Origin of the sequence: Saccharopolyspora antimicrobica (genome assembly GCF_003635025.1) — a bacterium.
GTDB classification, from domain to species: Bacteria; Actinomycetota; Actinomycetes; order Mycobacteriales; family Pseudonocardiaceae; genus Saccharopolyspora; species Saccharopolyspora antimicrobica.
On the sequence record NZ_RBXX01000002.1, the window covers coordinates 7,772,341 to 7,795,670 of the forward strand.

The 23,330-nt window shown below is 71.0% G+C and carries 15 protein-coding genes; 6 read left to right on the forward strand and 9 right to left on the reverse strand.

Features of this window, described 5'->3' with window-relative positions; all coding sequences use genetic code 11:
- Positions 1 to 332: 332 nt before the first annotated feature.
- Both ATL45_RS36595 and ATL45_RS36605 read right to left on the reverse strand, forming a co-directional pair.
- Complete coding sequence (locus ATL45_RS36595) at positions 333 to 560, reverse strand: MbtH family protein (RefSeq protein ID WP_093154940.1); 228 nt, start codon at positions 558 to 560, stop codon at positions 333 to 335.
- An 839-nt stretch (positions 561 to 1,399) separates the two neighbouring features.
- Complete coding sequence (locus ATL45_RS36605; RefSeq protein WP_093154489.1) at positions 1,400 to 2,845, reverse strand: MFS transporter; 1,446 nt, start codon at positions 2,843 to 2,845, stop codon at positions 1,400 to 1,402.
- 117 nt (positions 2,846 to 2,962) lie between these two features.
- Between ATL45_RS36605 and ATL45_RS36610 the strand changes: the two genes are divergently transcribed.
- The 5 genes from ATL45_RS36610 (at position 2,963) to ATL45_RS36630 (ending at position 8,251) form a co-directional block, all read left to right on the forward strand.
- The gene (locus tag ATL45_RS36610; protein WP_093154486.1) at positions 2,963 to 3,610 is read left to right on the forward strand and encodes a TetR/AcrR family transcriptional regulator C-terminal domain-containing protein; all 648 of its coding nucleotides are present in this window, start codon (positions 2,963 to 2,965) and stop codon (positions 3,608 to 3,610) included.
- 581 nt (positions 3,611 to 4,191) lie between these two features.
- On the forward strand, positions 4,192 to 5,271 hold the full coding sequence (locus ATL45_RS36615; protein WP_093154484.1) for a radical SAM protein: 1,080 nt from the start codon (positions 4,192 to 4,194) through the stop codon (positions 5,269 to 5,271).
- Between the two features lie 35 nt (positions 5,272 to 5,306).
- Positions 5,307 to 6,374, forward strand: a complete 1,068-nt coding sequence (locus ATL45_RS36620; protein WP_093154481.1) for a ketoacyl-ACP synthase III family protein — start codon at positions 5,307 to 5,309, stop codon at positions 6,372 to 6,374.
- Positions 6,371 to 6,655 carry an acyl carrier protein gene (locus ATL45_RS36625; protein ID WP_093154479.1) on the forward strand — a complete coding sequence of 95 codons (285 nt, stop codon included), beginning with the start codon at positions 6,371 to 6,373 and terminating at the stop codon, positions 6,653 to 6,655. The genes ATL45_RS36620 and ATL45_RS36625 overlap by 4 nt, the downstream gene beginning before the upstream one ends.
- 3 nt (positions 6,656 to 6,658) lie before the next feature.
- The gene (locus ATL45_RS36630; RefSeq protein WP_093154476.1) at positions 6,659 to 8,251 is read left to right on the forward strand and encodes an AMP-binding protein; all 1,593 of its coding nucleotides are present in this window, start codon (positions 6,659 to 6,661) and stop codon (positions 8,249 to 8,251) included.
- 352 nt (positions 8,252 to 8,603) lie between these two features.
- On the opposite strand, the gene ATL45_RS36635 is transcribed toward ATL45_RS36630, so the two are convergent.
- From ATL45_RS36635 to ATL45_RS38625, 6 genes are all read right to left on the reverse strand, one after another.
- Positions 8,604 to 9,731, reverse strand: coding sequence for an SDR family oxidoreductase (locus tag ATL45_RS36635; RefSeq protein ID WP_093154474.1), 1,128 nt, complete (start codon positions 9,729 to 9,731; stop codon positions 8,604 to 8,606).
- A complete protein-coding gene (locus tag ATL45_RS36640; RefSeq protein WP_170210456.1) occupies positions 9,728 to 16,729 on the reverse strand; it encodes a type I polyketide synthase in 7,002 nt (2,333 codons plus the stop codon). The genes ATL45_RS36635 and ATL45_RS36640 overlap by 4 nt, the downstream gene beginning before the upstream one ends.
- Positions 16,730 to 16,913: 184 nt before the next feature.
- Positions 16,914 to 18,896: a TIGR03617 family F420-dependent LLM class oxidoreductase gene (locus ATL45_RS36645; RefSeq protein WP_170210457.1), complete on the reverse strand. Its 1,983-nt coding sequence runs from the start codon at positions 18,894 to 18,896 to the stop codon at positions 16,914 to 16,916.
- A gap of 516 nt (positions 18,897 to 19,412) precedes the next feature.
- On the reverse strand, positions 19,413 to 19,667 hold the full coding sequence (locus tag ATL45_RS36650) for an acyl carrier protein (protein ID WP_093154465.1): 255 nt from the start codon (positions 19,665 to 19,667) through the stop codon (positions 19,413 to 19,415).
- The gene (locus ATL45_RS36655; RefSeq protein WP_093154462.1) at positions 19,660 to 20,526 is read right to left on the reverse strand and encodes an alpha/beta fold hydrolase; all 867 of its coding nucleotides are present in this window, start codon (positions 20,524 to 20,526) and stop codon (positions 19,660 to 19,662) included. Before ATL45_RS36655 ends, ATL45_RS36650 begins: the two co-directional genes overlap by 8 nt.
- Positions 20,513 to 20,716, reverse strand: a complete 204-nt coding sequence (locus ATL45_RS38625) for a hypothetical protein (protein WP_143121676.1) — start codon at positions 20,714 to 20,716, stop codon at positions 20,513 to 20,515. Before ATL45_RS38625 ends, ATL45_RS36655 begins: the two co-directional genes overlap by 14 nt.
- A 404-nt stretch (positions 20,717 to 21,120) precedes the next feature.
- On the opposite strand from ATL45_RS38625, the gene ATL45_RS36660 reads away from it, so the two are divergent.
- Positions 21,121 to 21,915: an SDR family NAD(P)-dependent oxidoreductase gene (locus ATL45_RS36660; RefSeq protein ID WP_093154459.1), complete on the forward strand. Its 795-nt coding sequence runs from the start codon at positions 21,121 to 21,123 to the stop codon at positions 21,913 to 21,915.
- 59 nt (positions 21,916 to 21,974) lie between these two features.
- On the opposite strand, the gene ATL45_RS36665 is transcribed toward ATL45_RS36660, so the two are convergent.
- Positions 21,975 to 23,297: an MFS transporter gene (locus ATL45_RS36665; protein WP_093154457.1), complete on the reverse strand. Its 1,323-nt coding sequence runs from the start codon at positions 23,295 to 23,297 to the stop codon at positions 21,975 to 21,977.
- Positions 23,298 to 23,330: the final 33 nt, after the last annotated feature.

Consider the following 23,330-nt stretch of genomic DNA (forward strand, 5'->3'; position numbering starts at 1 on the left):
CGTTGAGATTCGGAGAAGCAGCAGCGCCGGCCGCGTCGGTGTCACCCAGGGTCCGCCGGGCCGGGCGACCGGCGCTGTCGTTGTTCAGGAAGCGCTGGGCAACGACCAGCGAAACTCGCCGAAGGTGGCACCTCCGGCCACATCGCAGCGGGCACCTGGCAGGCCACCAGGGCCGCTGCCGGGAAAGCCCGCGCCGCCGATGCGCGGCAGGCCGATCAGGCCGTGCCGCACCGGACCGCGGTGTTCCCCAGCACCGCGGTCCTCGCGGTCGGCGCACGACCGCCGAACCGCTCCGGCAGGTCCCGTTCGGACCCGGCGATCACCGCGAGCGCTCAGGCAGGGGCACTGCCGTTCGCCGTCATCGCCTCGCGCAAGCTCTTCGGCCGCATGTCCGTCCAGGACCGTCCTATGTAGTCGATGATCTCCTGCCGGGGCGCCGGACCGCGCACCACCCGCCACCCGGCGGGAACGTCGACGCCCTGCGGCCAGATCGAGTACTGCTCCTCAACATTGCGCAGCGCCAGGTAATCCCGACTTTCGTCCTCGAACGGATTGGACATGTGCACAACCCCTTAGTAAGCAGAAACGGTTCCCAATTTTCCGAGGCTGGAACGCGAACGACCCGCCCGCCTTTCCCCAAAGGCGCGCAATTCGGAACAAAAGCTCCTACCGCATTCCCGGCGCACAATGATTCACGCCGCGACGGCACGGTGCGCTCACGTCCGGGCAGAGCACTCGGACAGCCGGCCGTACTGCGCTTCCCCTTCGGCGACCCCGCCGATCCCCACCTGCCCGCAGCACGGCACTTCCCCCAGCGAACTCCAGCCGGAGTTCACCACGACACTGCACAGAAACAACGTCCCCGGAATTCGCCACTCCCCCAAGCGCGCGTTCGCGGTCATCGATTCGGTGGCAACACAACGCATCTCCCCAGTCATTTCCCCAGGCGGAACGATCAGGTCGACAACCCAACGCGTGTCATCGCCGCGACACCACTGGAATTACCGGCGGCGCGCAGCAATCAACCGCGTTGATTCCGGCTATTTCACTTACCCTTTCCTTCATTCGCAGAACGGGGTCGACGGTACCAGCCGGACACGGCAACGCAACAGTTGAATTTCACATATACCCCCATGCGTTTCACACACTCCGAGCCGGAGACCAATACTCGACAAACCCCACCGCCACCCGCCACCGGATGGTAGCCGGAGGCCGCACCGCAGGTGGCCGAGCCCGGGCCCGCGTGTTCCGCACCGCCCTCGACCAGCCGAATCCCGTTCCGCCGGCGGGACTTCAGCACCGCTCCCCCGCCCCGCGGCAAGAAGATGGGCCACCCGCCGGGCGGGTGGCCCATCCTCTCCGCGCTGGCCGGTCCGACGACCGAACAGTGGAACGCTCCCTACTCCGCGGCCTCGCGCTGCGAGGCCGGCAGGGCGAAAGCCGCCAGGCCGGCGACGAACATGATGGCCGCGTTGACCAGGAAGGCGACGTGGTAGCCCTGCACGAGTGCGTCCGCGGGGTTCGCGGACTCCGGCATGACGCCGTTGGTCACCGTGGCGGCGATGGTGACGAGCACGGCCAGGCCGACCGCGCCGCCGATCTGGCGGGACATGTTGAGCAGGCCCGAAGCCGCCCCGACGTCCTCCCGCTTGACACCGGTGGTGCTGGTGACCGTGGCCGCGGGGAGCATGAAGCTGAGGCCGAGACCGCAGACCAGCGTCGGCCCGAGGACGTGCGTCAGGTAGGCGGGGTAGGCGGGCATCAGGGCCATCCAGGCGAGCCCAGCGGCGGTGACCAGACCGCCGATGGCCAGCAGGGCCCGGGTGCCGAGCTTGGGCAGGAGCTGGCGGGCGGCCAGCCCGCCGCCGATGACGAAGACCGACATCGGCACCAGGGCCAGACCGGTGCTCAACGCGTCGTAGCCGAGGATCTCCTGGAAGTAGAGGGAGAGGAAGACCATCGCCGCGGTCATGGTCACGCCCATGCCGAACAGGAGCAGGTTCCCGATCCGCACGGTGCTCGCGCGGAAGATCGCGAGCGGGATGAGCGGGTGGGAGCTCTTGAGCTCGACCACGATGAAAGCGGCGAGGAGGACCGCGGCCGCGGCGAGGGCGATCAGGACGTTCGCCGATCCCCAGCCCTCGGCCGAGACTTGCGAGAACCCGTAGGTGAGAGCGCCGATTCCGAGCGTGGCGGTGAGGGCGCCGGGCAGGTCGAGCCGGGTCCGCTCGGTGCCGGTCTGGTCCGCGGGCAGGACGGAGCCGCCGACCGCCAGCAGCACGACACCGACGGGGATGTTGATGAACAGGACCCAGCGCCAGTCCAGCGCGGCGGTGAGCACGCCGCCGAGGACGAGACCGAACACGCTGGACACCGCGCCCATGAGGCTCCACAGCGTCATGGCGCGTTCCCGCCGCTCCTCATCGGTGTGGCTGGCGCTGATGATGCTCAGGGTGGTGGGCGACAGAACAGCGGCGCCGACGCCCTGGGCGATCCGGGCCACCACGAGGGTGGTCGGGTTGGTGGCCAGACCACCGACCAGGCTGGCGGCGGTGAAGACGAACGTGCCGAGCAGGAACACCCGCTTGCGGCCGTAGAGGTCACTCGCCCTGGCGCCCAGCAGCAGGAACCCGCCGAAGGCGATCAGGTAACCGCTGACGACCCACTGCTGCTGGTTGGTCGACAGGTCGAGCCCGTTCTGCATGTCGGGCAGGGCCACGGTGACGATGGTGCCGTCGAGCACGACCATGAACTGCGCCAGGCAGGTGATCGCCACGATGACGCCGAGCGGCAGGTTCGGCCGCTCGACGGCGGAGGCAGCCGCCCCGGCACGGGTCTCGGACATGGAGTCTCCTCTGTGCGACTATCCATGTGAACAAGGTTCACGGTGCACAGCGTTCACCGTGAACGACGTTCACTGTATGATTTACATTACTCGGGTGTCAACCGAGGGAGGCGACAGATGCTGCTTCGAAAGGCCAACGTTGTCGACGGGGCAATGCGATTCCTCGACGCCGAGGGACTCGACGCGCTGACCATGCGCAAGCTCGGCGCAACGCTCAACGTGCAGGGCGGCGCCCTCTACCGGCATTTCCCGAACAAGGAAGCCCTGCTCGACGCGATGGCCGACAAGATCCTGGAAGGTGTCGCCGGTTCGCTGCCCGACGTCGCCTGGGACGAGCAGATCTTCGTCCTGTGCGACCGGCTCCGGACCTCCATGCTCGCGCACCGCGACGGCGCGCGAGTGGTGTCAGGCACCTACTCCCCCGGCGTCAACACCATCGCCGGCACCGACACCGCGATCCAGATCCTCTGCCGGGCGGGCGCGGCCCCGGCCCAGGCCGGCTGGCTCACCTTCGCGCTCTTCTACTACGTGCTCGGCCACACCATCGAGGAACAGGCGCTCGGCGAGCTCCCGGCCGACGACGACTGGCGAAGCCGCAACGCCCGCCACGCGGTCGACGCATCGGCGGAGTACGCGGCGGCCCTCGACTCGCTGACGAGCACCGATCCGGCGAAACGGTTCGCCTACGGCCTGCGCACCTTCCTCGACGGCATCGCCGGCCAGATCGTGCCGGACCAGGCCCGGCCGCACCAGACCATCGGGTAGCGCGCCCGGCTCGGCACCACCTCCGGCCACCGCTCAGGCGGCCACGAAACCACCGTGGCCGCAACACTTTCCAGCTGACTCGCGCTCGGCGCAGACTACATGCGCCGAGCGCCGCCGGACAGCGGCCACACGTGTGTGCGTCACCGCGCGCCCGGCCGCTGCGCGCCCGCGCTGACCAGGTGTTCGCCCGGGAGCGAGCACCCGGGGTGGACCAGTGCCGCCGATCGGGCGTTGATTTCTCCTGCCCAGGAGTGCGAAACGCACGCCGAGAGGCGCGAAATTAATCTGTTCGGCGCAGTCGGCTGCTGGTAGCGTCGAGATCGTTCTGCGAGGATTCCGGCGGCCATACCGGGCTTTTCGCAGTCGGACCAGAACGATCACTGGGGCGCCCGAAGCATTCCGCGGTCCTGCGCCGCGCTGTTCGCGCGGTCGTTTCGCGGCGAGCAGCCGCTGGACAGGACCTTCGAGGAGGCGTCCCGACGATACGGGACGAACGTGACGCCCGGCAAACACCCGGTATCCGGGGCTGCTTGCCACCCGCTCAGTTCCTGACCGCAGCAGGCGCACAGAAACGGCATGCCATGGCTGGTTTTCTCGAGACCATCACCAAGACCCAGAAGCCCAAGGTCCACAAGTACACGCAGGAGCTCCTGGAGCGGGCAAAGGACCAGCACGGCGAGGAATCCGGCGCCTACCGCGGCATCTACAACCAGTACTTCCGGATGCCGTCCACGGGAGTGAGCGTCGGCAGCAGCACCCGCCACTTCGAAGCGGTCGTCTCCGGCGACGCCCCGCAGGGGTTCGAGCGGATGTACCGCCGCGTCGTGGTCATCGACATGCTCTCCGCCTGCGCCAGCGAGTGCGTCTTCTGCGTCCGCGGTCTCTACGACCGGCACACCCTGGGCACCGACCAGATCAACGCCATCGCGGACTACCTGAAGTCCGACGAGGACCTCGCCGAGATCCTCGTGACGGGCGGCGATCCGCTGATCTCCCCGCGCAAGCTGCGGGAACTGCTGTCCGCCGTCGCCTCCCGCGCGGACAACATCTCGACCGTCCGCATGGGAACGCGCCTGCCGGTGCAGAACCCGCACGCCTTCGGCCCGGACGTGTACGAGATCTTCGCGGAGTACGCCGACCGCTTCCACTTCGAGATCTCCGTGCAGATCAACCACCCCTTCGAGTTGCAGCCCGAAGCCGTCGAGGTGTTCCAGCGCCTGCAGCGCCTCGGAGCCCGCCTCCACAGCCAGAACGTGCTCCTCAAGGGCGTCAACGACTCGATCGAAACGCTCATCGAGCTCTACGACCGGCAGCGGACGCTGCGGTTCATCCCGCACTACCTCTTCCACGCGGTCCCGATGGTGGGCACCGACGAGTTCCGCACCACTGTCCAGCGGGGCCTGGACCTGGTCTCCCAGCTCTCCAACGGTGGATTCCTCAGCGGTATGGCGAAACCGATGTACACGGTCATGACCGACATCGGGAAGGTCACGCTCTACGAGGGCAGCATCCTCGGCAAGGAGGACCGGCTGCTGAAGATCCGGACCTCGTACCGGCTCGAGGACCGGGTCCGCTGGAACCCCTCGTACCAGCTGCCCGCCAGCGCGACGCCCAATTCCGCCGGAACGCTCGATGTCACCTACATCGACGGCGAAGACTGATCGGCAATCCACGGAGAAGCGAAGAAGGAGCACCAGTGCGTTGGAATGACCTCTACATCGGCGCCACGGCGATGTCCTTGGGGCGCGAGGAGTCCACGGCGGAGGCCGTGGCCGACGGGCGCTACCCGGCGAAGGAGAACGAGGCGGCCGGTTTCCTGTCCGTGTGCGTGGATCCCGAGGGCCCGACCATGGACCTGGCGGTCCGCGCCGCCGAGACGGCTCTCGCGCGAGCCGGTGAGAAGGCCGGCCAGGTGGGTCTGGTGCTCCACTCCAGCATCTTCTACCAGGGCATCGACGACTTCTCCCCGGCCGCCTACATCCAGGGGCGCACGGTGGGCGGCTCGGGAATCGCCATCGAGGTGGCGCAGGCGTCCAACGGCGGGATGGCCGCGCTCGAACTGGCCGCCAGCTACCTGACGGCCCAGCCGCAGACGTCCTCGGTGCTCATCACCACCGCGGACCGGTTCGTGCCGCCGGGCTACGACCGGTACAACACGGTCGGCGGCATGCTGTTCGGCGACGGCGGCACCGCGGCGGTGCTCTGCCGCGGCTCGGGCGTCGCCCGGCTGCTGTCCAGCGCCACGACCGGCGACACCACCTACGGCGACGTCCAGCTCGCCGGCGAGCCCTGGAGCGACGTCGCCGGTGGGAACGGGTGGCCGCTCAACGTCCAGTCCAGGGTGCACAGCTACGCGGCCGAGCACGGCGCCGAGATCTTCGTCGACATGGTGCAGGCCGCCGCGCGCAGCGAGCTGGAGACCATGGAGCGCGCGCTCGCCGACGCCGACCTCGAAGCCGGCGACATCGACTGGTGGGTGTTCCCGCACAACGGGCTGTCGCTGACCGACTGGGACGGCCGCAAGGCGTTCGGCGTGGACGTCTCCCGCACCACGTGGGACTGGGGCCGCCGCTGCGGTCACCTCGGCGCGGGCGACCAGTTCGCCGGGTTGACGCACCTGCTGGAGTCCAAGAAGGTCCAGCCGGGCGACCGCGTCCTCGTCTACGGCTCGGGCACCGGTTTCATGTACTGCGCGGCCGTGCTGGAGATCGTCGCGGAGCTCCCCGACGCGACGCCGCAGCACGAGGGCGGTGCGTCCAGGTGATCAGCCGAGCCGAGTTCATCCGCATCGTCCGGGAGGAGCTCCGGCTGCCGCTGGCCGATCCCGATCTGGAGCACGCCTTCGACCAGGAGGTGAACTGGCGGTCCATCCACCGGGTGCGCCTGTTCGCGGCCGTCGAGCAGCTCACCGGTGTCCGGGCCTCGGTGGACAGGTTGTTCGAGGAGCAGACGGCGAGCGGCATCTACGCGGTGTTCGCCGAGGCTTCCCGCGACGACCGGGCCGAGCACACCGCCGCCGGGAGTGGCGAGAAGAGGGAGGCGTAACACGTGTCCGTGGTCCCCGGCATGTACGAGTGGTTCCGCACATCGGCCCGCGCTCATCCCGAGCACATCGCGCTGAGCGCGGGCGGGACCGACTTCACCTACTCCTCGCTGGACGCGGCCGCGGCTCGCGTGGGGGCCGCCATCGTCGAGCTGGTGGGCAGCGGTTCCGGGCGGCGGCCCCGCCGGATCGGTGTTCTCGGCCACCGGGCGGCGGCGGCCAGCTACATCGCCTACCTGGCCGGTCTGCGCTTGGGCGACACGGTGATCTCCCTCAACACCGAGTTCCCGACCCCGCGCAGCGCCGAGATCACGCGGATGGCCGAGCTGGACGTGCTGGTGCACAACGAGTCGCAGCGGGAGCTCGCCGCGGAACTGCGCGACGAGACCGGGGTGGCGCTGCTGCCGATCGCCGATGACGGCTCGGACTTCACCGGTGACGGCCCGGCCGCGCCGGTGGGCGCACCGGAACCCGACGACCTGGCGTACATCATCTTCACGTCCGGGTCGACGGGCAGCCCCAAGGGCGTTCCGATCAAGCACCGGAACATCGCCGCCTGGATGCCGCACTTCGTCGGGCTCTTCACCGACGGTCCCGGTGCGCGGGTCTCGCAGACCGCGGACCTGTCGTGGGACCTCTCGGTGATCAACGTGTGGCTGGCGTGGGGCTCCGGGGGCGCGGTCGTCGCGCCGTCCAAGACCGCGCTGCTCGCTCCCACCAAGCACATCGCCGACGACCGGATCACGCACTGGATCTCGACGCCGTCCTCGGTGACGATGGCCCGGTGGCTGGGCGATCTGGTGCCGGACGCGATGCCGACGCTGCGCTGGAGCCTGTTCGGCGGGGAGGCGTTGACGCCCGAGCACGTGCAGGCCTGGACGGAGGCGGCTCCGGCCAGCGCGGTGGCCAACGTGTACGGCCCGAGCGAGACGACCGTGACCTGCCTGGCCTACGTCCTGCCCGCCGATCCCGGCGACTGGCCCACCACGTCGAACGGGACCTTCCCGGTCGGGCAGACCCACCCCGCCATCGAGCACGTCGTCGTCGACGAGGAGGGGAAGCCCGCACAGGCGGGCGAACTCCTGGTCCGCGGGCCGCAGCGGTTCGACGGTTACCTGGACCCGGCGCACAACCGCCGGCGGTTCGCGCTGCTGAACGACAACGGCTTCGCCGAGTTCCACAAAGGACCCGGCGAGCCCGGTGCGGAGTACTGGTACCGGACGGGCGACCGGATCGGCCTGGAGGCCGGTTCGGCGATCTACCTCGGACGCGCCGACAACCAGGTCAAGGTGCACGGTTACCGCGTCGAACCGGGCGACATCGAGGCGGCCATGCGCACGCATCCGGACCTGGACGAGGCCGTCGTGGTGCCCTGCCCGGCCGACGACGGCATCGTGGAGCTGGCGGGCTTCTACACCGGGGAACCGGTCGGCGACCAAGCCCTGCGGGACTTCCTGGCCGACCGCCTGCCCACCTACATGACGCCCCGGTTCCTGGTCCGGCTGGAGCAGTTCCCGCTGAACCTCAACGGCAAGGTCGACCGCAAGACGCTCACCGCCCAGGCCGCCTCGCTGGTCCACGCCAACTCCCCCGGCTGACCGGCGAACCGAAGGTGGGCGGCCCCGCCCACCCCAGAGGATCGCGAGCCCGCGCCCGCCGCGGCTCGCGATCCTTTTTTCGTGCCACCGGAACACTGCCCAGCGACCGCCCGAACGGAAACCGCGGCGAGCACAGCGACGCCGGATCTCCGCGTTGAGATCGGCGCCGTTCCCACCGTCGAGAACGCAGCACAGCCGTTTTCGAGCGGAATCGCTGCCGAACACCCACCACCCGAGATCAACCCCGAACACCCGCTCTCTCCGTCCCCGTGGACGCACCGGAGAAGGCGAAAACCCAGTCGTCCCGTTGGAACGACTGGGTTTTCGCCGTCGGACTGCTGGGGAAAGGGCCTCAGATCCGGACCGCCGTGCGCGTTTCCGAAGGAGCCGCCAGCTTGCCGTCCGCCTCCAGCGAGCCGACGACGCGATCGAAGAGCGCGTCGTCGAGAGGTGGCGCGCTGACGCCGGCGGCGGTGAGCGCGGCCCACGTGGCATCCGCGCGGATCCGCGGAGTCCGCCGTCCGACGGCGAACATGTAGCGGGACACCTCGCTCATCATGGCCAGGGTCAGGTTCCCGGAGTCCAGGGAGTGCTCCTGGACCATCTCCCACCACTGCTCGCGCGGGATCGTTCCGAGCCGGTGGCCACGGCGGCCCAGTGCGTCGATCGCGCGCATGAGCGGCAGCGGCTCGCGGCGCACGAGGTGGTAGCTCGCGCCCAGCGCAGCTGGGCGGGAAGCGAGTTCGACGATGCACCGGGCGACCGTGTCGACGGTGTCCGCGGGCGTCTCGCCGGCGCCGTCGGGGACCGAGCCGAGCTCCAAGCAGGCCTGCAGCGCGGGCACCAGCAGGTCGGAGTCCGACGTGCGTCCCGTTCGCGAGTCGCCGGTGATGAGGCCGGGCCGGTGGACCGTGAGCCGCAGCCCGCCGCGTTCCGCGGCGGCCCGCAGCTCCCGCTCGGCCACCACCTTGGTCGTGGGGTAGCCCAGCTCCCCCGCGCTGTCCTCGGTGGGGACGAACGTCTCGTCCACGAACTCGACGCCCCGGTTTCCCAGGTTGATGAACACGCCCAGCGTCGACACGAAGTGGAAGTCGCAGGTCCTGCCCGTCAGCTCGGTGCTCCGCGCGGCCAGGCTCGCCAGCACGCGGGTGCCACCGACGTTCGTGGGCGCCAGGAGGTCGTAGGGCGCCTGGAGGTTGACGGTGGCGGCGCAGTGGAAGACCGCCCCGATCGTCTCGGCCAGCGCGTCCCAGGCCCGGCCGCCGAGGCCGAGCTCGGGACTGCGCACGTCCCCGGCCACGGCGACCACCCGTTCGGAGGCCGCGTACGGAAGTCCGCTCAGCCTCGCGACGGCCGCCGCCTCGTCCTCGGCGCGGACCAGGCAGTAGATCGTCGCGGACGTCCGCCGCAGCAGTTCGTCGCAGAGCCTGCTGCCGAGGGATCCGGTCACCCCGGTCAGCAGGACGGACCGGAGGCTCATGACGTGCTCTCCCCTGCCTTGGTCAGCTCGGCGATCAGAGAGCGGACGCTGCCCGCCTCCAGCAACCGGGCCACCGTCACATCGATACCCCGATCACGCCGCAACCGCGTCCGCAAATCAGCCAGCATCAACGAATCCATGCCCAACTGATTCATCCGACGACCCTGATCAACCCGATCAGCACCAACCCCGAGAATCCGCGCCAACTGCCCCACCACGTACTCAGCCAAATCCCCGCCACCAGAAGACTTCCCGTTGGACGAGGGCAGCTTCTCCGACTCCACGGCACGCTCCACCGGCGCAACAGGCGGCACCACCCGCTCAACCGGACGCGCCGAGCTCCGCCCGTTCAGCGAAACATCACCACGCCCCACCACCTTCGTCGCACCCGACCCGTTGAACCCGGTCGTTCGCGCATCGGTGCTCTCCTGCACACCGGTGCTCTCCCCGGCCTTGCTCAGCTCGGCGATCAGAGAACGGACGCTACCGGCCTCCAGCAACCGGGCCACCGTCACATCGATACCCCGATCACGCCGCAACCGCGTCCGCAAATCAGCCAGCATCAACGAATCCATGCCCAACTGATTCATCCGACGACCCTGATCAACCCGATCAGCACCAACCCCGAGAATCCGCGCCAACTGCCCCACCACGTACTCAGCCAAATCCCCGCCACCAGAAGACTTCCCGTTGGACGAAGCCTGCTTCTCCGACTCCACCGCACGCTCGACCGGCGCAACAGGCGGCACCACCCGCTCAACCGGACGCGCCGAGCTCCGCCCGTTCAGCGAAACATCACCACGCCCCACCACCTTCGCCGAACCCGACCCGTTCAGCGTCGGGGCGGCCGGAGGCCGCGGCGGCTCCACCGGCTGCCGGGTTCCGTTCAGCAGCGTGCGCAGCAGCGGGCGGGACGCATCGGCCGGGTACGCGGCGGCATAGGCCTCCCAGTCGGCCGGAGTGCAGATCACCTGGCCGTGGTCGTGGGCGAGGAGCAGGCCGAACAGCGCTGCCGCGTCCGCAGGCCGGATGGCTCCCATGCCGGTCGGCCGCACGTCGTGCCCGCCTCGGGCGGACAACCGAGCAGCCAGACCCGTCTCGGTCCAGTAGCCCCAGTCGACGACGGTGGCCGGCAGTCCGCGGGAGGTGCGGTAGGAGGCGAGGGAGTCGAGGAAGGTGTTCCCGGCCGCGTACGCCGACAGGTGGTAGCCCGCGGTGAGGGAGCTGAAGGGCGAAACACCCGACGAGAACAGGACGAAGAAGTCCAGCGGGCGGTCCGCGAACAGCTTGTGCAGGGACCAGGCACCGGCGACCTTCGGCCGCAGGGTGGCGCTGCGCTCGCTCTCGCTCTGGTCCGCCAGCGGGCCCGGTTCCAGCACACCAGCGGCGTGCACGACACCGACCACGGGCGGGTGACCGGCCCGTTCACCGTCCCGCAGCAACGCGGCCATGGCGTCCTCGTCGGCCACGTCGACCGCCGCGTACCGGACGCCGGGCAGCTCCAGCAGGCTCTGGTCCGCGGGGTTGGTGCTCCGACCGGTGATCAGCAGGTGGCGCGCACCCCGCTCGTGCAGCCAGCGGGCGAACAGCGCGCCGATTCCGGACATCCCCCCGGTGATGAGGTACGTCCCGTCCGCGCGGATGGCGGGCGTCGCCGACGGGGCCGACCGCTCCGCGCGGGGGAAGGACAGCGCGAGCTTGCCGATGTGGCGACCACCCGACATGACGCCGAAGGCTTCGGCGGCGCGCTCGGCGGGGAACACCCGGTGCGTGGGAGGTGCGAGCTCACCGGTCTCCAGCAACCGCCCCACTTCGCGGAGGGCGTCGCCGAGGACCTGCGCGGAGTGCACGTGTAGATCGGCCAGGTCGACGGTCGAGTACGAGCGGTTCTGGGTGAACAGGCTCATCGGCAGCGCCTGGCCGGTGCCAGCGCCCTTGCCGACCAGGTCGACGTAGCGGCCGAGGGGCTTGAGGAGCCGGAAGCCCGCCTCGACGTGTTCGTCCACATTGGTGCCGAGCACGATGTCCACCCCGTCGGCGAACTCGTCCTCGTAGGCCAGGCTCCGCGAATCGGCGGTCTTGGCGGCGCCCAGCTTGAGCAGCAGGTCCCGCTTGGCCGGTGTCCCGGCGGTGGCGTAGACCGTCGCGCCCCGCCACCGGGCGATGTCGAGGGCCGCCTGGCCCACCCCACCGGTGCCGGAGTGGACGAGCACTGTCTCACCGGGCTGGAGCCGTCCGATCTCGATGAGGGCGAGGTAGGCGGTGACGTGGGCAGCCGGGATCACCGCCGCTTCGGCCGCGGTGAGCGGAGCAGGCCGCCGGGCCACCAATCGCGCGTCGGTGACGACGTGGGAGCGCATGCCGGGGTGCGCGATGGCCATCACCGGCTCCCCCACGGCGAACTCGGTCACGCCCGGCCCGACGCGGGCGACGGTGCCTGCGCACTCGGCCCCGAGCACGGGTGCCTTGCCGTTCGGGACGCTGATGGTGCCCGTGGCGATGAGGACGTCCTTGAAGTTCAGCCCGGAGTGCGAGACCTCGATCTCCACCTGCCCGGGGCCCGGGTCGACGCGGCGGAAGGGTTCGAGCGCGAGGCTCTCGGCCCGCACCTCCACCCCGTCCGCCGGTTGCTGGGGCCGGTGCCCGTTGCGCACCGGCGGTGCCGGGACGAGCCGGGCGACGAGCGCCCGGCCACCGCGCAGGGCGAGCTGGTTCTCGGTGCCCGCGCCGAGCAGTGCCGAGCTCAGCGCGGCAGCCTCGCCGGGCTGCGCCGCGGCGGGCAGGTCGATGAGGACCGGATCCAGCTCCGGGTGCTCGACGCCGAGCACCTTGCCGAAGCCCCACAGCGCGGCCTGCCAGGGCGCGGTGCTCGGGTCCTCCGGCGAGGTCCGCTGCGCGCCGCGGGTGACCAGGAACAGGCGCGGGGTCTGCCCCTGCCCGAACGTGCCCAGCACGCGGGCGAGCGCGGTGGCGCCCGAGCACAGGTCCTCGGCCGCTCGCTGGACCACCTCGGAGGCGGCGTCCGGGTCGATCTGGACGTCCAGGGGCGTCAGGTCGATCACCCCGCGGAGAGCGCCTCGGCGGGAGGCGTCCTTGATGGCGAGTTCGAGGTCCTCCTCGGAACCGAGGGCGATGCGGTAGCGGTCCGCGCCCTCGACGGCGAACCCGCGCCCCGGCCGCACCGTGACGACGGTGTTCCCGGCCCTCTCGAGCTGCTCGCGCAGCGCCGAGTCGAGGTCGGTTCCGCTGTGCAGGACGAGCCAGCGCCCGGTGGCGCGCTCGGTGCCCTCCGCCCCGATCGGCTCCCAGTGGATGCCGTGGAACCACTCGTCGTAGTCGCTGCCCGCGTTCCCGGTCGTCGCCGTCGCGGCGGACGTCGTCCTGGCGGGCGGCTGCGCGGGCGTCCCTTCGGACTTCGTCACGAGCGCCCGACCGCGGACACCGCGCAGGGTCGCCACCACCTCGTCGCGTTCGCCGTACACCGTGATGTCGGCGCGCAGCGTCGTCTCACCGACGTGGGTCATGCGGACGTGGCTGCACAGCGGGACGTCCGGCCCCGCCCGGTGCACCGTGATCCGGTCGACGCCTTCGAGCACGAAACCCCGGCCGTCGGCCGCCCACCCATCGGGCAGCAGCGCGGCCACGGGCTGGATGCAGGCGTCGAGCGCGGCCGGGTGGAAGAGGAAGTTCCCGCGCATCGGCGCGGCGATGTGGGCCAGCAGCTCTCCGCTGCCGATCTCGAGCTCGGCGATCCCCGCGAACGCCCCGTCCCAGGCGTTGCCGCGCCCGGCGTGCTCGGCGTAGAAGCGCTCGCCGGACTGCAGCGCGATGCAGCGAGCGCGGATGGCGTCCAGCGGTTCCAGCGGAACAGCTCCGATGGGTTCGCCGACGGTCGCCTCGGCGTGGTCGGTCCAGGTGTCGCCGGAACCGGCGCAGCTGGCGACGACCACCCGCCGGGTGCCGTCCTCCTCCTCGATCCGCACCCGGAGCCTGGTGTCGTCGTCGAGCAGCAGCAGTTGGCGCAGGACGAGCTCGCGCACCGTCGGCTCCGCGCCGCCGGCGGGCAGCTGCGCGGCGGCGGCCAGGGCGAGCTCCATGAACGCCGCGCCCGGCATCACCGACGTGCCGGACACGCGGTGGTCGGACAGGAACTTGTTGCGCTCCAGGTCCAGCTGCCCGATCCACTCGCAGCCGTCCGGACCGTTCCCCGTCGCGGCGCCCAGCAGGTCGTGGCCCGCTGCGGCGGGCGGTGCGGCAGCGGCCGGTGCGGCGGCGGGCGGTGCGGCGGCGGCCGGTTCCGCGGCGTCGGCCGCGGGGGAGATCGCAGGCCACGGGTAGTCCGCTGCCTGGTACCAGTAGTGGTCGCGCTGCCACGGGTACCGGGGAAGGTCCACGTGCTCCGCGCGGAACCCGTGCACCCGTTCCCAGTCGACGTCGACACCCGCCACGTACAGCTCTGCCAAGGACTCCCGCAGCGAGTCGAGCTCGTCGCGGTTGCGGCGCAGCGATCCCAGGACGGTGGCCTCCGCCCCGTCCGCGATGCTGCTGATCGGGGCGGTGAGGACGGGGTGCGGGGACATCTGGAGGAACACCACGGGACCGTCGCCGAGCTGGGACCGGACCGTTTCCTCCAGCCGGACTGTCTCGCGCAGGTTGCGCCACCAGTAGTCGGCGTCGAAGGCGTGGCCCGGCAGCTCGCCGGTGGTGACGGTGGAGATCACCGGGACGTCACCGGCGGACGGGACGAGACCGGTCAGGCCTTCGAGCAGCGGCTCGCGCACCGCGTCGATCTGCGGGCTGTGGGCGGCGTAGCTGACCTTGACCTCCTGGCAGTCGACGCCGAGCTTCTCGCAGCCGCGCACGATTCGCGCGATCTCCTCGCCGTGCCCGGCGAGCACGACGCTGCCACGCGTCTCCGAGACCGCGATCGACGCTTCCGCACCGATGGTGGCCAGGAGGTCCGGCAGCTCCTCGGGCGAGATCTCGACCCAGGCCATGCTCCCCGGAGGCGCCAGGTCCTGGATGAGCCGGGCCCGCAGGCAGCTGAGCTGACCGGCCTGCTCCAGGCTGAGCACCCCGGCCGCCTGCGCGGCGGCGATCTCGCCCTGGCTCTGCCCGATCACCGCGTCCGGCGTCACGCCCCACGAGCGCCAGTGCTCGGCGAGGGCCACGCCCATCGCCCAGAGCGCGGGCTGGACCTTGGCCGTCTCCTGCAGGAAGGCGGTGTCCTCCAGGCGCAGCGCCTCGATCAGCGACCAGCCGGACACGTGCCTGCGGATGACCGCGTCGCACGCCTCCAGCGTCGTGCGGAAGGCCTCCGACTGCTCCAGGAGCCGCCGTCCCATGCCCGGCCACTGCGAGCCCTGGCCCGGGAAGACGAAGACGACGCGCGGCGGCTCGCCACCGGCTCCCGACGCGGTCCCGGGTTCCGGCTGACCGGCGAGGAAACCGGCCAGGCCCGCGCGCATCCCCGGCAGGTCGGCCGCCGTGATCGCGAGCCGGTGCTCCCAGTGGTGGCGGTGCTGGCCCGCGGCGGCGCAGAGGTCTTCCAGCGCCGGGGCGTCGGGCCGGGACAACAGGTCCTGGTAGGACCGGGTCAGCTCGCGCAGGGCGTCCTCGGAGCGGGCGGACAGCGGGAGGACCGGCGTGCCCGCCGCGGCTCGGCGGCTCCGCCGCGAGTTCTCGGCAGGTGCGCTGGCCACGACCACGTGCGCGTTGGTCCCGGATGCGCCCAGCCCGTTGACGCCGGCGATCGACCGCCCGCCGGTGCTGTTCAGCGGCGCGTTGCGGGCCGAGATCTGCACCGGCATGGCGTCCCAGTCGACGGCGTGGGTCAGCTCGCGCAGGTGGGGATTGCCCGGGACGACGCCGTTCTCGAGGGTGAGCACGGTCTTGATCAGCCCGACGATCCCCGCGGCGCCTTCGGTGTGCCCCACGTTGACCTTCGCGGAGCCGACCAGGCAGTCGGGCTCACCGGGACCGCGCGGCCCGAGGACCTGGGAGAGGGCGGTGAGCTCGATGGGGTCGCCGACGGGAGTGCCGCTGCCGTGCGCCTCCACGTAGGAGACCTCGCGCGGGTCGACCCCGGCCTGGGCGTAGGCCGCCCGGAGCACTTCGGCCTGACCCTCCACAGTGGGCGCTGCGATGCCCCGGCCGGTGAAACCCACGCTGTTGACCGCGCTGCCCAGGATCACCGCGCGGATCCGGTCGCCGTCGGCCAGCGCGCGGCGCAACGGCTTGAGGAGAACCGCACCGACCGCCTCGGCCCGGACGTAACCGTTGGCGGAGGCGTCGCCGAACTTGCACCGCCCGTCCGGCGAGAGCGCTCCGGCGCTGTTGAACGTGAGGTAGTTCGACGGCGCGAGGATGATGTTGGTGCCTCCGGCGAAGGCCTGCTCGCACTCGCCCGCCCGCAGCGCCTGGCACGCCAGGTGCACCGCCACCAGCGAGGAGGAGCAGGCCGCGTCGACCGTCATGGTGGGTCCGTGCAGGTCGAGTCCGTACGCCACGTGCCCGGACAGGGAGCTGCGCGCGACACCGAACTCGGCGTGGTGGTCCAGGCCCTCGGGGTCGCCGATCTGGCGGAGCCAGTAGTCGCCGTAGGTGTTGCCGATGTAGACGCCGGTGGTAGCGCTGGTCAGCTGGTGGCGCGTCGCACCGGCGTCCTCCGCCGTCTCGTGGGCGACCTCCAGCAGGAGCCGCAGCTGGGGATCCGCGCGGATCGCCTCCCGCCGGGACATGCCGAAGAACCCCGCGTCGAAATCGCCCACGCCGGGCAGGAAACCGCCGCGGGTCGTGGGCACCCTGCCCGGGGTCCGCGGCTCGCCGAGCAGTTCGTACATCCACGACCGGTCGGCAGGGGCGTCCGCGACGCCTTCGCGGCCCTGCCGGAGGAGTTCCCAGAATTCATCGACGTCCGGTGCGCCCGGGAACCGTCCACTCATTCCGATGATGGCGATCGCGTTGTCCTGGTCGGGCTGGAAGTTCTGGGATTTCATGCGGTCCTCGCGTGTCGTCATTCAGAGCCTGTTGGTGAGTGGTCTGGATGGGTGGTCGCTTGGCGGAACCTGAGAGGTTCCCCGGACTGCGGGAGTCCCTCCCGATGTGCGTCCAGACAGGTGCTCAGCGATCCGGGTCCGGTGGGGCCACGCGCAGCAGCGGTCACGACGCCCCGAGTCGGCGTCACATCACCTTCTCCCGTCCGGTGCGGAGTTGGCGGTCCAGCCGGAGGGTTTCGGGGTGCCAGAGCCCCGCTTCGGCGCCGTGCGGAGCGGGCAGCACGACGCGGTCGGCCAGTCCGCCGAACCGGGCCAGCACCGCATCGCCCGTGTCGTGCGGATCCGCCCGGACGGCGAAGGTCTCCAGGACTTCGTCGTCGACCATCTCGCCCATGCGCCGCCAGCGCTGCGGGTCGCCGGACAGGCTCATCTCCCGCATGGTGTCGCCGAACTCGGCGAGCCCGTGCAGGTCGAGGACGCGGCGGTAGTCCTTGGGGCTGCAGTAGAAGGCGACCAGGCGCCGCAACCGGCTCTCGACGGCGTCCCGCTCCTGCGGGGTCCGGCCGGTGGCGATCAGCGGCATGGCCACCACGGTGAAGCTCTCGCGGGACCGGCCGGCCTTGGCCAGCCCGCGCTCCACCGCGGGCAGCAGCAGATCGGTCAGGTGGCGGCGGCTGGCGAAGGGCGGCGCGATGAGTCCGTCGGCGATCTCGCCCGCCAGCTCGGCCATCCGGGGCCCGGCCGCCCCGAGGAAGACCGCGGGCGCACCGTGCGGGTTGGGCGGTGGGTTGAAGAACTCCGAGCTCAGGGTGAAGCTGTAGAACTCGCCGCGGTAGGCCAGCGGTTCCGCCTCGTTCCAGCTGGCCCAGATCGACCGCAGCGCACCGATGAAGTCGCGCATCCGGTCGACGGGGCGGTTGCCGGGCATCGCCATCCGGTTCGCCAGGTGCACCGGCAGCTGGGAGCCGAGACCGAGGATCAGCCGGCCACCGGAGAGCCGGTGGAGGTCGTTGGCCGAGCAGGCCACGGTCATGGGGCTGCGGGCGAGCGCGACCGTCACCGCCGTGCCGAGGCTGATGTCCGTCGTGGTCCCGGCGGCCACCGTCAGCGCCAGCAAGGGGTCGAAGCGCTGTTCCGGCACCCAGAACGCGCCGTAGCCGGCGGCCTCGCTCGCCGCCGCCGCTCCGCCGGGGTCGATCTCGCGGTGCTCCAGCGCGAGCGGGGCGTTGTGGCCGTCGAAGCGCACGGCCGCGGCGGCTTCCGGCTCGGGCCGCGGATCCCGGTCGCGGGCGCGGGGTGCCGGGATCACCTCGACGGCCCGGCCGAGGGCCATCCGGTCGAAGAACCCGGGGTCCAGCGGTGCCTCGTCCACTCCCGCGTCGGAGGGCGAGAGCCGGACGCCGCCCTCGCCGGTGGGCGGGGGTTCGCTTCCGGGGCCGACCAGCAACCGCGCCGCCTGCGAGGCGAGGGCGCTGCCGTCCAGTTGCCGCAGCCAGCTGTCGAGGGGCACCGGGGTCAGCGCCGTGCCGCTGCGCTCCACCGCGTCGAAGACGTCGTCCAGCCGGACCGGCTGCCGGCGGGTGAGGGTGAAGACCTGGCCCGCGGCGTCCTCGCGCAGCGCCAGGGCGACGACCGCCCTGGCGGCGACGTCGGCCAGCTCGACGTGGGCCGCTCCTGGGTCCCTGGGCCTGGTTCCGGTGGTGGCGGCGACGCGCTGCAGGGCGGCGAGCAGGTTCGGGGTGGCGGACCGCCCGTCGGACGAGCCGTTGACGGTCAGCCCCGTCTGGATGCGGACCACCGGCATCCCGCCCGCCGACGCGTCCTGGAGCTTGACCCAGGCGAGGCTGTCGTCGGACGTCGCGGCGCGCGAGGTCTCCGGGCGGAACACCGCGCAGATCAGCGGACGGCGTCCGGTGAGCTCGGCGCGGCGCTCGGCGAAGGAGATCAGGTGGTGGACGTCGTCCGCCGGTTCGCTGTCGATGATCACCTCGACGGACTCGGCGAGGGCGTCGCGGTCGCGCGCCGAGAGCCCCAGCCCGGGGCGGGAATCCTCGCGGGCGAGCTCGACGAGCCGCCCTTCGAGGGCATCGCGCCGATCGGGTCGTGCCGGTCCCCCGCCCAGGCGGTACACCAGGGCCGAAGTGGTCGAGCACAGTTCGGCGCACAAGTGCGCGCCGAACGCGTCACCCGATGTTCGCGCAAGAATCGAACGCGGCGAGCGGAAAGCGATTCCTGCCGCGGTGCTCCCGCTTCCCGGCATCACCGATCGCCCCTCGTGCATGCCCATTGGACGCCTCTCGCAACGGAGGTGAAGTAATCATGAACAATCGGGGCGCCGCGCGGGGAAGACCACATCCGCGCGACCGGACCCGAAAACGAAACGACCGGGAACAATGCTATCAAGATCGCCGATGGCGGTAAACGTGAAGATCGCACGTGGCCACGTGAGTCGCGCCGAATTCACCGGGGACCGATCCACGAACGAACCCGCGCGGTGAATGAGCCGACCATGACGAACAACCGGATTCACCGATTCCCGACCGATCCAGCGGAATTCACCGCGCCGATCTCAACGGCGAAATTCCCGCCGGGAGCGAATTCCTCCGGCGGGCGGGAGCGGCATTCACCGTTCCCGCCCGCGGAGTCCGAACGCGCCCGCGGTACGGCGGCCGGCGCGGGCCCGTCAACCGCTGATCGACACGACGTGCTCGGCCAGCGATTCGATCGAGCGCAGCGCCTCCGGCCGGACGTCGTCGTCCCACTCGAACCCGAAGGCGTCCTCCATCGACACCAGCAGGCTGACCAGCGCGTTGGACGACACCCCGGCCTGGCGCAGCGATGCCGCGTCCGCCACGGTGCTGACGAACTCGTCGCCGCCGTAGAGGTCCTCCAGCAGCGCGCGGATGCGCTGCCGCACCTCCAGCACCTGCTCAGGCATTCGATTCCACTTCGTCGATGAACTTGCGGACGAGAGCCTGGAAGGCCTCGGCGTCGTCGACGTAGGGCACGTGACCGGCCTTCGCCATGATCTCGCAGCGGCCGTTCGGGAACTGCTCGGCCAGCTCCTTGGCCGCCGTCGGCCCCATCAGGAAGTCGTCGTCGCCGATGACCACCAGCGTCGGCGCGGCGACACGGGCCAGCAGCTCAGGGCTGTTGTCGTCCTGCATGGCGCGCTTCATGCCGTTGGTGAGGTCCTCGACGGTGGACAGCGCCGAGAACGCCTCCCGGAAGCCCAGGAAGCCCGGCGCACCGAGCGCCTCGTTCATCGCCGCGCTGAACACCTCGGGGTACATGTGCTCGTACAGCGCCGTGATGCCGTGGTTCTCCAGCGTCCGCAGCCACGCCTTCTGGACCTGCCGCTGGCGCCGCATCCCCTGGGGGCCGAAGACCGGGCCCGCCAGCACCACGCCCCTGACCCGGTCCGGGTACCGCAGCGCCATGTCCCGCGCCAGGATCGTGGAGGTCGACGCGCCGATCAGGTAGGCGGACTCGACCTCCAGCGCGTCGAGCAGCCCGACCACGTCGGTCGCGTGCTCCTCCCAGGTCGGTTCCTCGGCGACGTGCGAGGAGGCACCGTGGTTGCACAGGTCGAAACCGATGAGCCGGAACTGCTGCTCGAGCTCCTCGGTGAACACCCGCCACGACGGAGCGGGCAGGAACAGCGGGTTGAGCAGGACGATGGCGGTGCCTTCGCCGCGGGTCTCGTAGTAGAGCTCCACGCCCTCCCGGGTGCGGATTCGCGGCGTGTCCTCGCGGTAGGTCAGATCCAGCCGGGACAGATTCTCATAACCTGGCATTGGTTTCCATCCTTCTCTCGTTCTCGACGATTTCGGCACCCGGCAGAATGCGAGCGATCCCGGCGACACCGGTCACCGGGAGTTCTCCGCCGAACAGCACCGCGGAGGTGCCCGCAGCGCGCGATGCCCGCGCCGAAACGACGTGCTCCACCACTGCCCGCCAACGGCAGCACAACTCCGGCGCGCTCATCGGTGGTGAGCTCGAGAAAATCCGCCACCTGCTCCCGGGGCGAATTCGTGGCTGCCGCTTGAGGTGGCACAGGACATCTCCCGGACAGGACAACTGCGATCGAAGGCCGAACGACCCGCGATCACCGCACCACTACGGACACGTTCGAACGCCTGCGGCGATCAGATCAGCTCCATCAGAACAACCCAGGTGAACCCGTGCCGTGGAACGGCTTCGAAGCTACCAGCAGAGGCCCGGGTCCTGACATGTCCTTTCCACACGTGTTCCCGTGCATTTCGCACATCCCGAGCGGAGAAATCGACCCGCGGCGCGGTCAGCGGCGAGCGGTGCCGTGGAGGAGAATCCGGGACCGCCCGTCGCCGCGCGAAGACCGGCGGGTGATCTCCCGAGCAGAGAGGCGCACCATGCACATCGACCTCGGCAAGAAGACCGCCCTCGTCACCGGTTCCTCAGCGGGCATCGGGTTCTCGATCGCTCGCGGTCTCGCCGGTGCGGGCGCCGAAGTGGTCGTCAACGGCCGCTCGGAGGGCACCGTCGCCGCTGCCGTCGACGAGATCCGCCAGGAGTTCCCGGATGCGGTCGTCCGCGCGGCGGTGGCCGACGTGTCCACCGAGGAGGGCGCCGAGCGCGCCGTGGAATCGGCGGGCGACGTCGACGTCCTGGTCAACAACCTCGGCATCTTCGGAGTCACCCCGGCGCTCGAGATCACCGACGACGACTGGCGGCGCTACTTCGAGGTCAACGTCCTCGCCGCGGTGCGGCTGACCCGGCTGCTGCTGCCCGCGATGGTCGAGCGCGGCTGGGGACGCGTGCTCAACATCGCCAGCGACTCCGCGGTGGTCATCCCCGAGGAGATGATCCACTACGGCACCAGCAAGACCGCGCTGCTCGCGGCCTCCCGCGGCTTCGCGAAGGCCGCCGCGGGCACCGGGGTCACGGTCAACTCGGTCATCGCCGGGCCGACCCACACCGGTGGTGTGGAGGACTTCGTCTACCAGCTCGTCGACCGGTCGCTGCCCTGGGACCAGGCGCAGCGCGAGTTCATGCGCGCCCATCGGCCGCAGTCGCTCCTGCAGCGGCTCATCGAGCCGGAGGAGATCGCGAACATGGTCGTCTACCTCGCCTCACCGCTGGCCTCGGCCACCACGGGCGGCGCGGTGCGCGTGGACGGCGGCTACGTGGACTCGATCCTGCCCTGACCCGGTGCTGAGCGGCGTCCCCGACCCGGTCCTGGCCCGAGGCGGGGATGCCGCGCCCATCAGGAGGCCAGACGCAGCACAACGGCGATGAGCGCCAGCGAGCCGGCGCCCATGAACACGGCGCTGGCCACCGCCCACAGCTCCCGCCCGGCCCGCGGAACCTTCGCGGCGCTCGCGGCCCAGATCAGGCACAGCGCGCCCGCCAGCACCGCACCGAGTGCGCACACGCCCGTCCACCCGGCCCGGGCGTGCACGACCGCTGCCAGGGCAGAACCGATCGCACCGCCGGCGAAGTAGCACGTCATGTACGCGGATGTGATGCGCCCGCGCGCATCCGGGCGCAGTGCGTAGATCAGCGACTGGTTGGTGATGTGCACGCCCTGGTGGGCCAGGTCCAGCAGGACGATCCCGGCGATCAGCAGCACCAGGCTGTGCGCGCCCAGCAACAGCAGCCCCCAGGACGCGAGCAGCGCGACCGCGCCGACGATCGTGGTGAGCGTCGTCAGCCCACGGTCCGCCAGCCTCCCAGCGAGCTGAGCGGCGATCGCGCCCGCGGCGCCGAACAGGCCGATCAGCCCGATCTCACCCTCCGACCAGCCATGACCGGGCCCGGACAGCAGGAATGCGAGCGAAGTCCAGAGCACGCTGAAGCAGGCGAAGGCCAGCATCCCGATCACCGCGCGCAACCGCAGGACCGGCTCCTCGACCAGCAGCCGGGCGGTGGAGCGCACCAGTCCCGGATAGCTCGAAGCCGCGGTGCCCCGGAACTGCGGGAGCGAGCGGTGCAGGACCGCGGTCAGGACGAGCATGGCCAGCGCCGCGACCCAGTACACCGTCCGCCAGCCCCCGATGGTGGCCAGCGCTCCGGACGCGGTGCGGGCCAGGAGCATCCCCAGCACCAGACCGGTCATCACGGTCCCGACGACCCGGCCGCGCTGGTGCGGCGAGGCGAGGTCCGCGGCGAAGGGCACGAGGATCTGCGCCGTGACCGACAGCAGACCGGTCAGCGCGGCACCGGCCAGCAGCAGCGCGCCGTTCGGGGCGATCGCGGTCAGCACCAGCGAGATCGACGTCGCCGCCGTCAGCCCGCACACCAGGCGGCGGCGTTCCAGCAGATCGCCCAGCGGCAGCAGGAACACCAGCCCCAGCGCGTAGCCGACCTGGGCGAACGTGACGACCAGCGATGCCGACGCGGCGGTCATGCCCAGGTCGCGGGCGATGGTGTCCAGCAGCGGCTGGGCGTAGTAGTTGCTCGCCACGCAGAGCCCGACGGCCACGGACAGGAGCAGGACCGTGCCGCGCCCCGGGCCGGTAGCGGTGTGCTGGCGGACCTTCGGTGCGGCGTTGCGGAGCGGCGGCTGCTGAGCAGCGGAGGAAGCCACGACGTTTCCTTCCGGGAGTGCCGATGGGTGGGT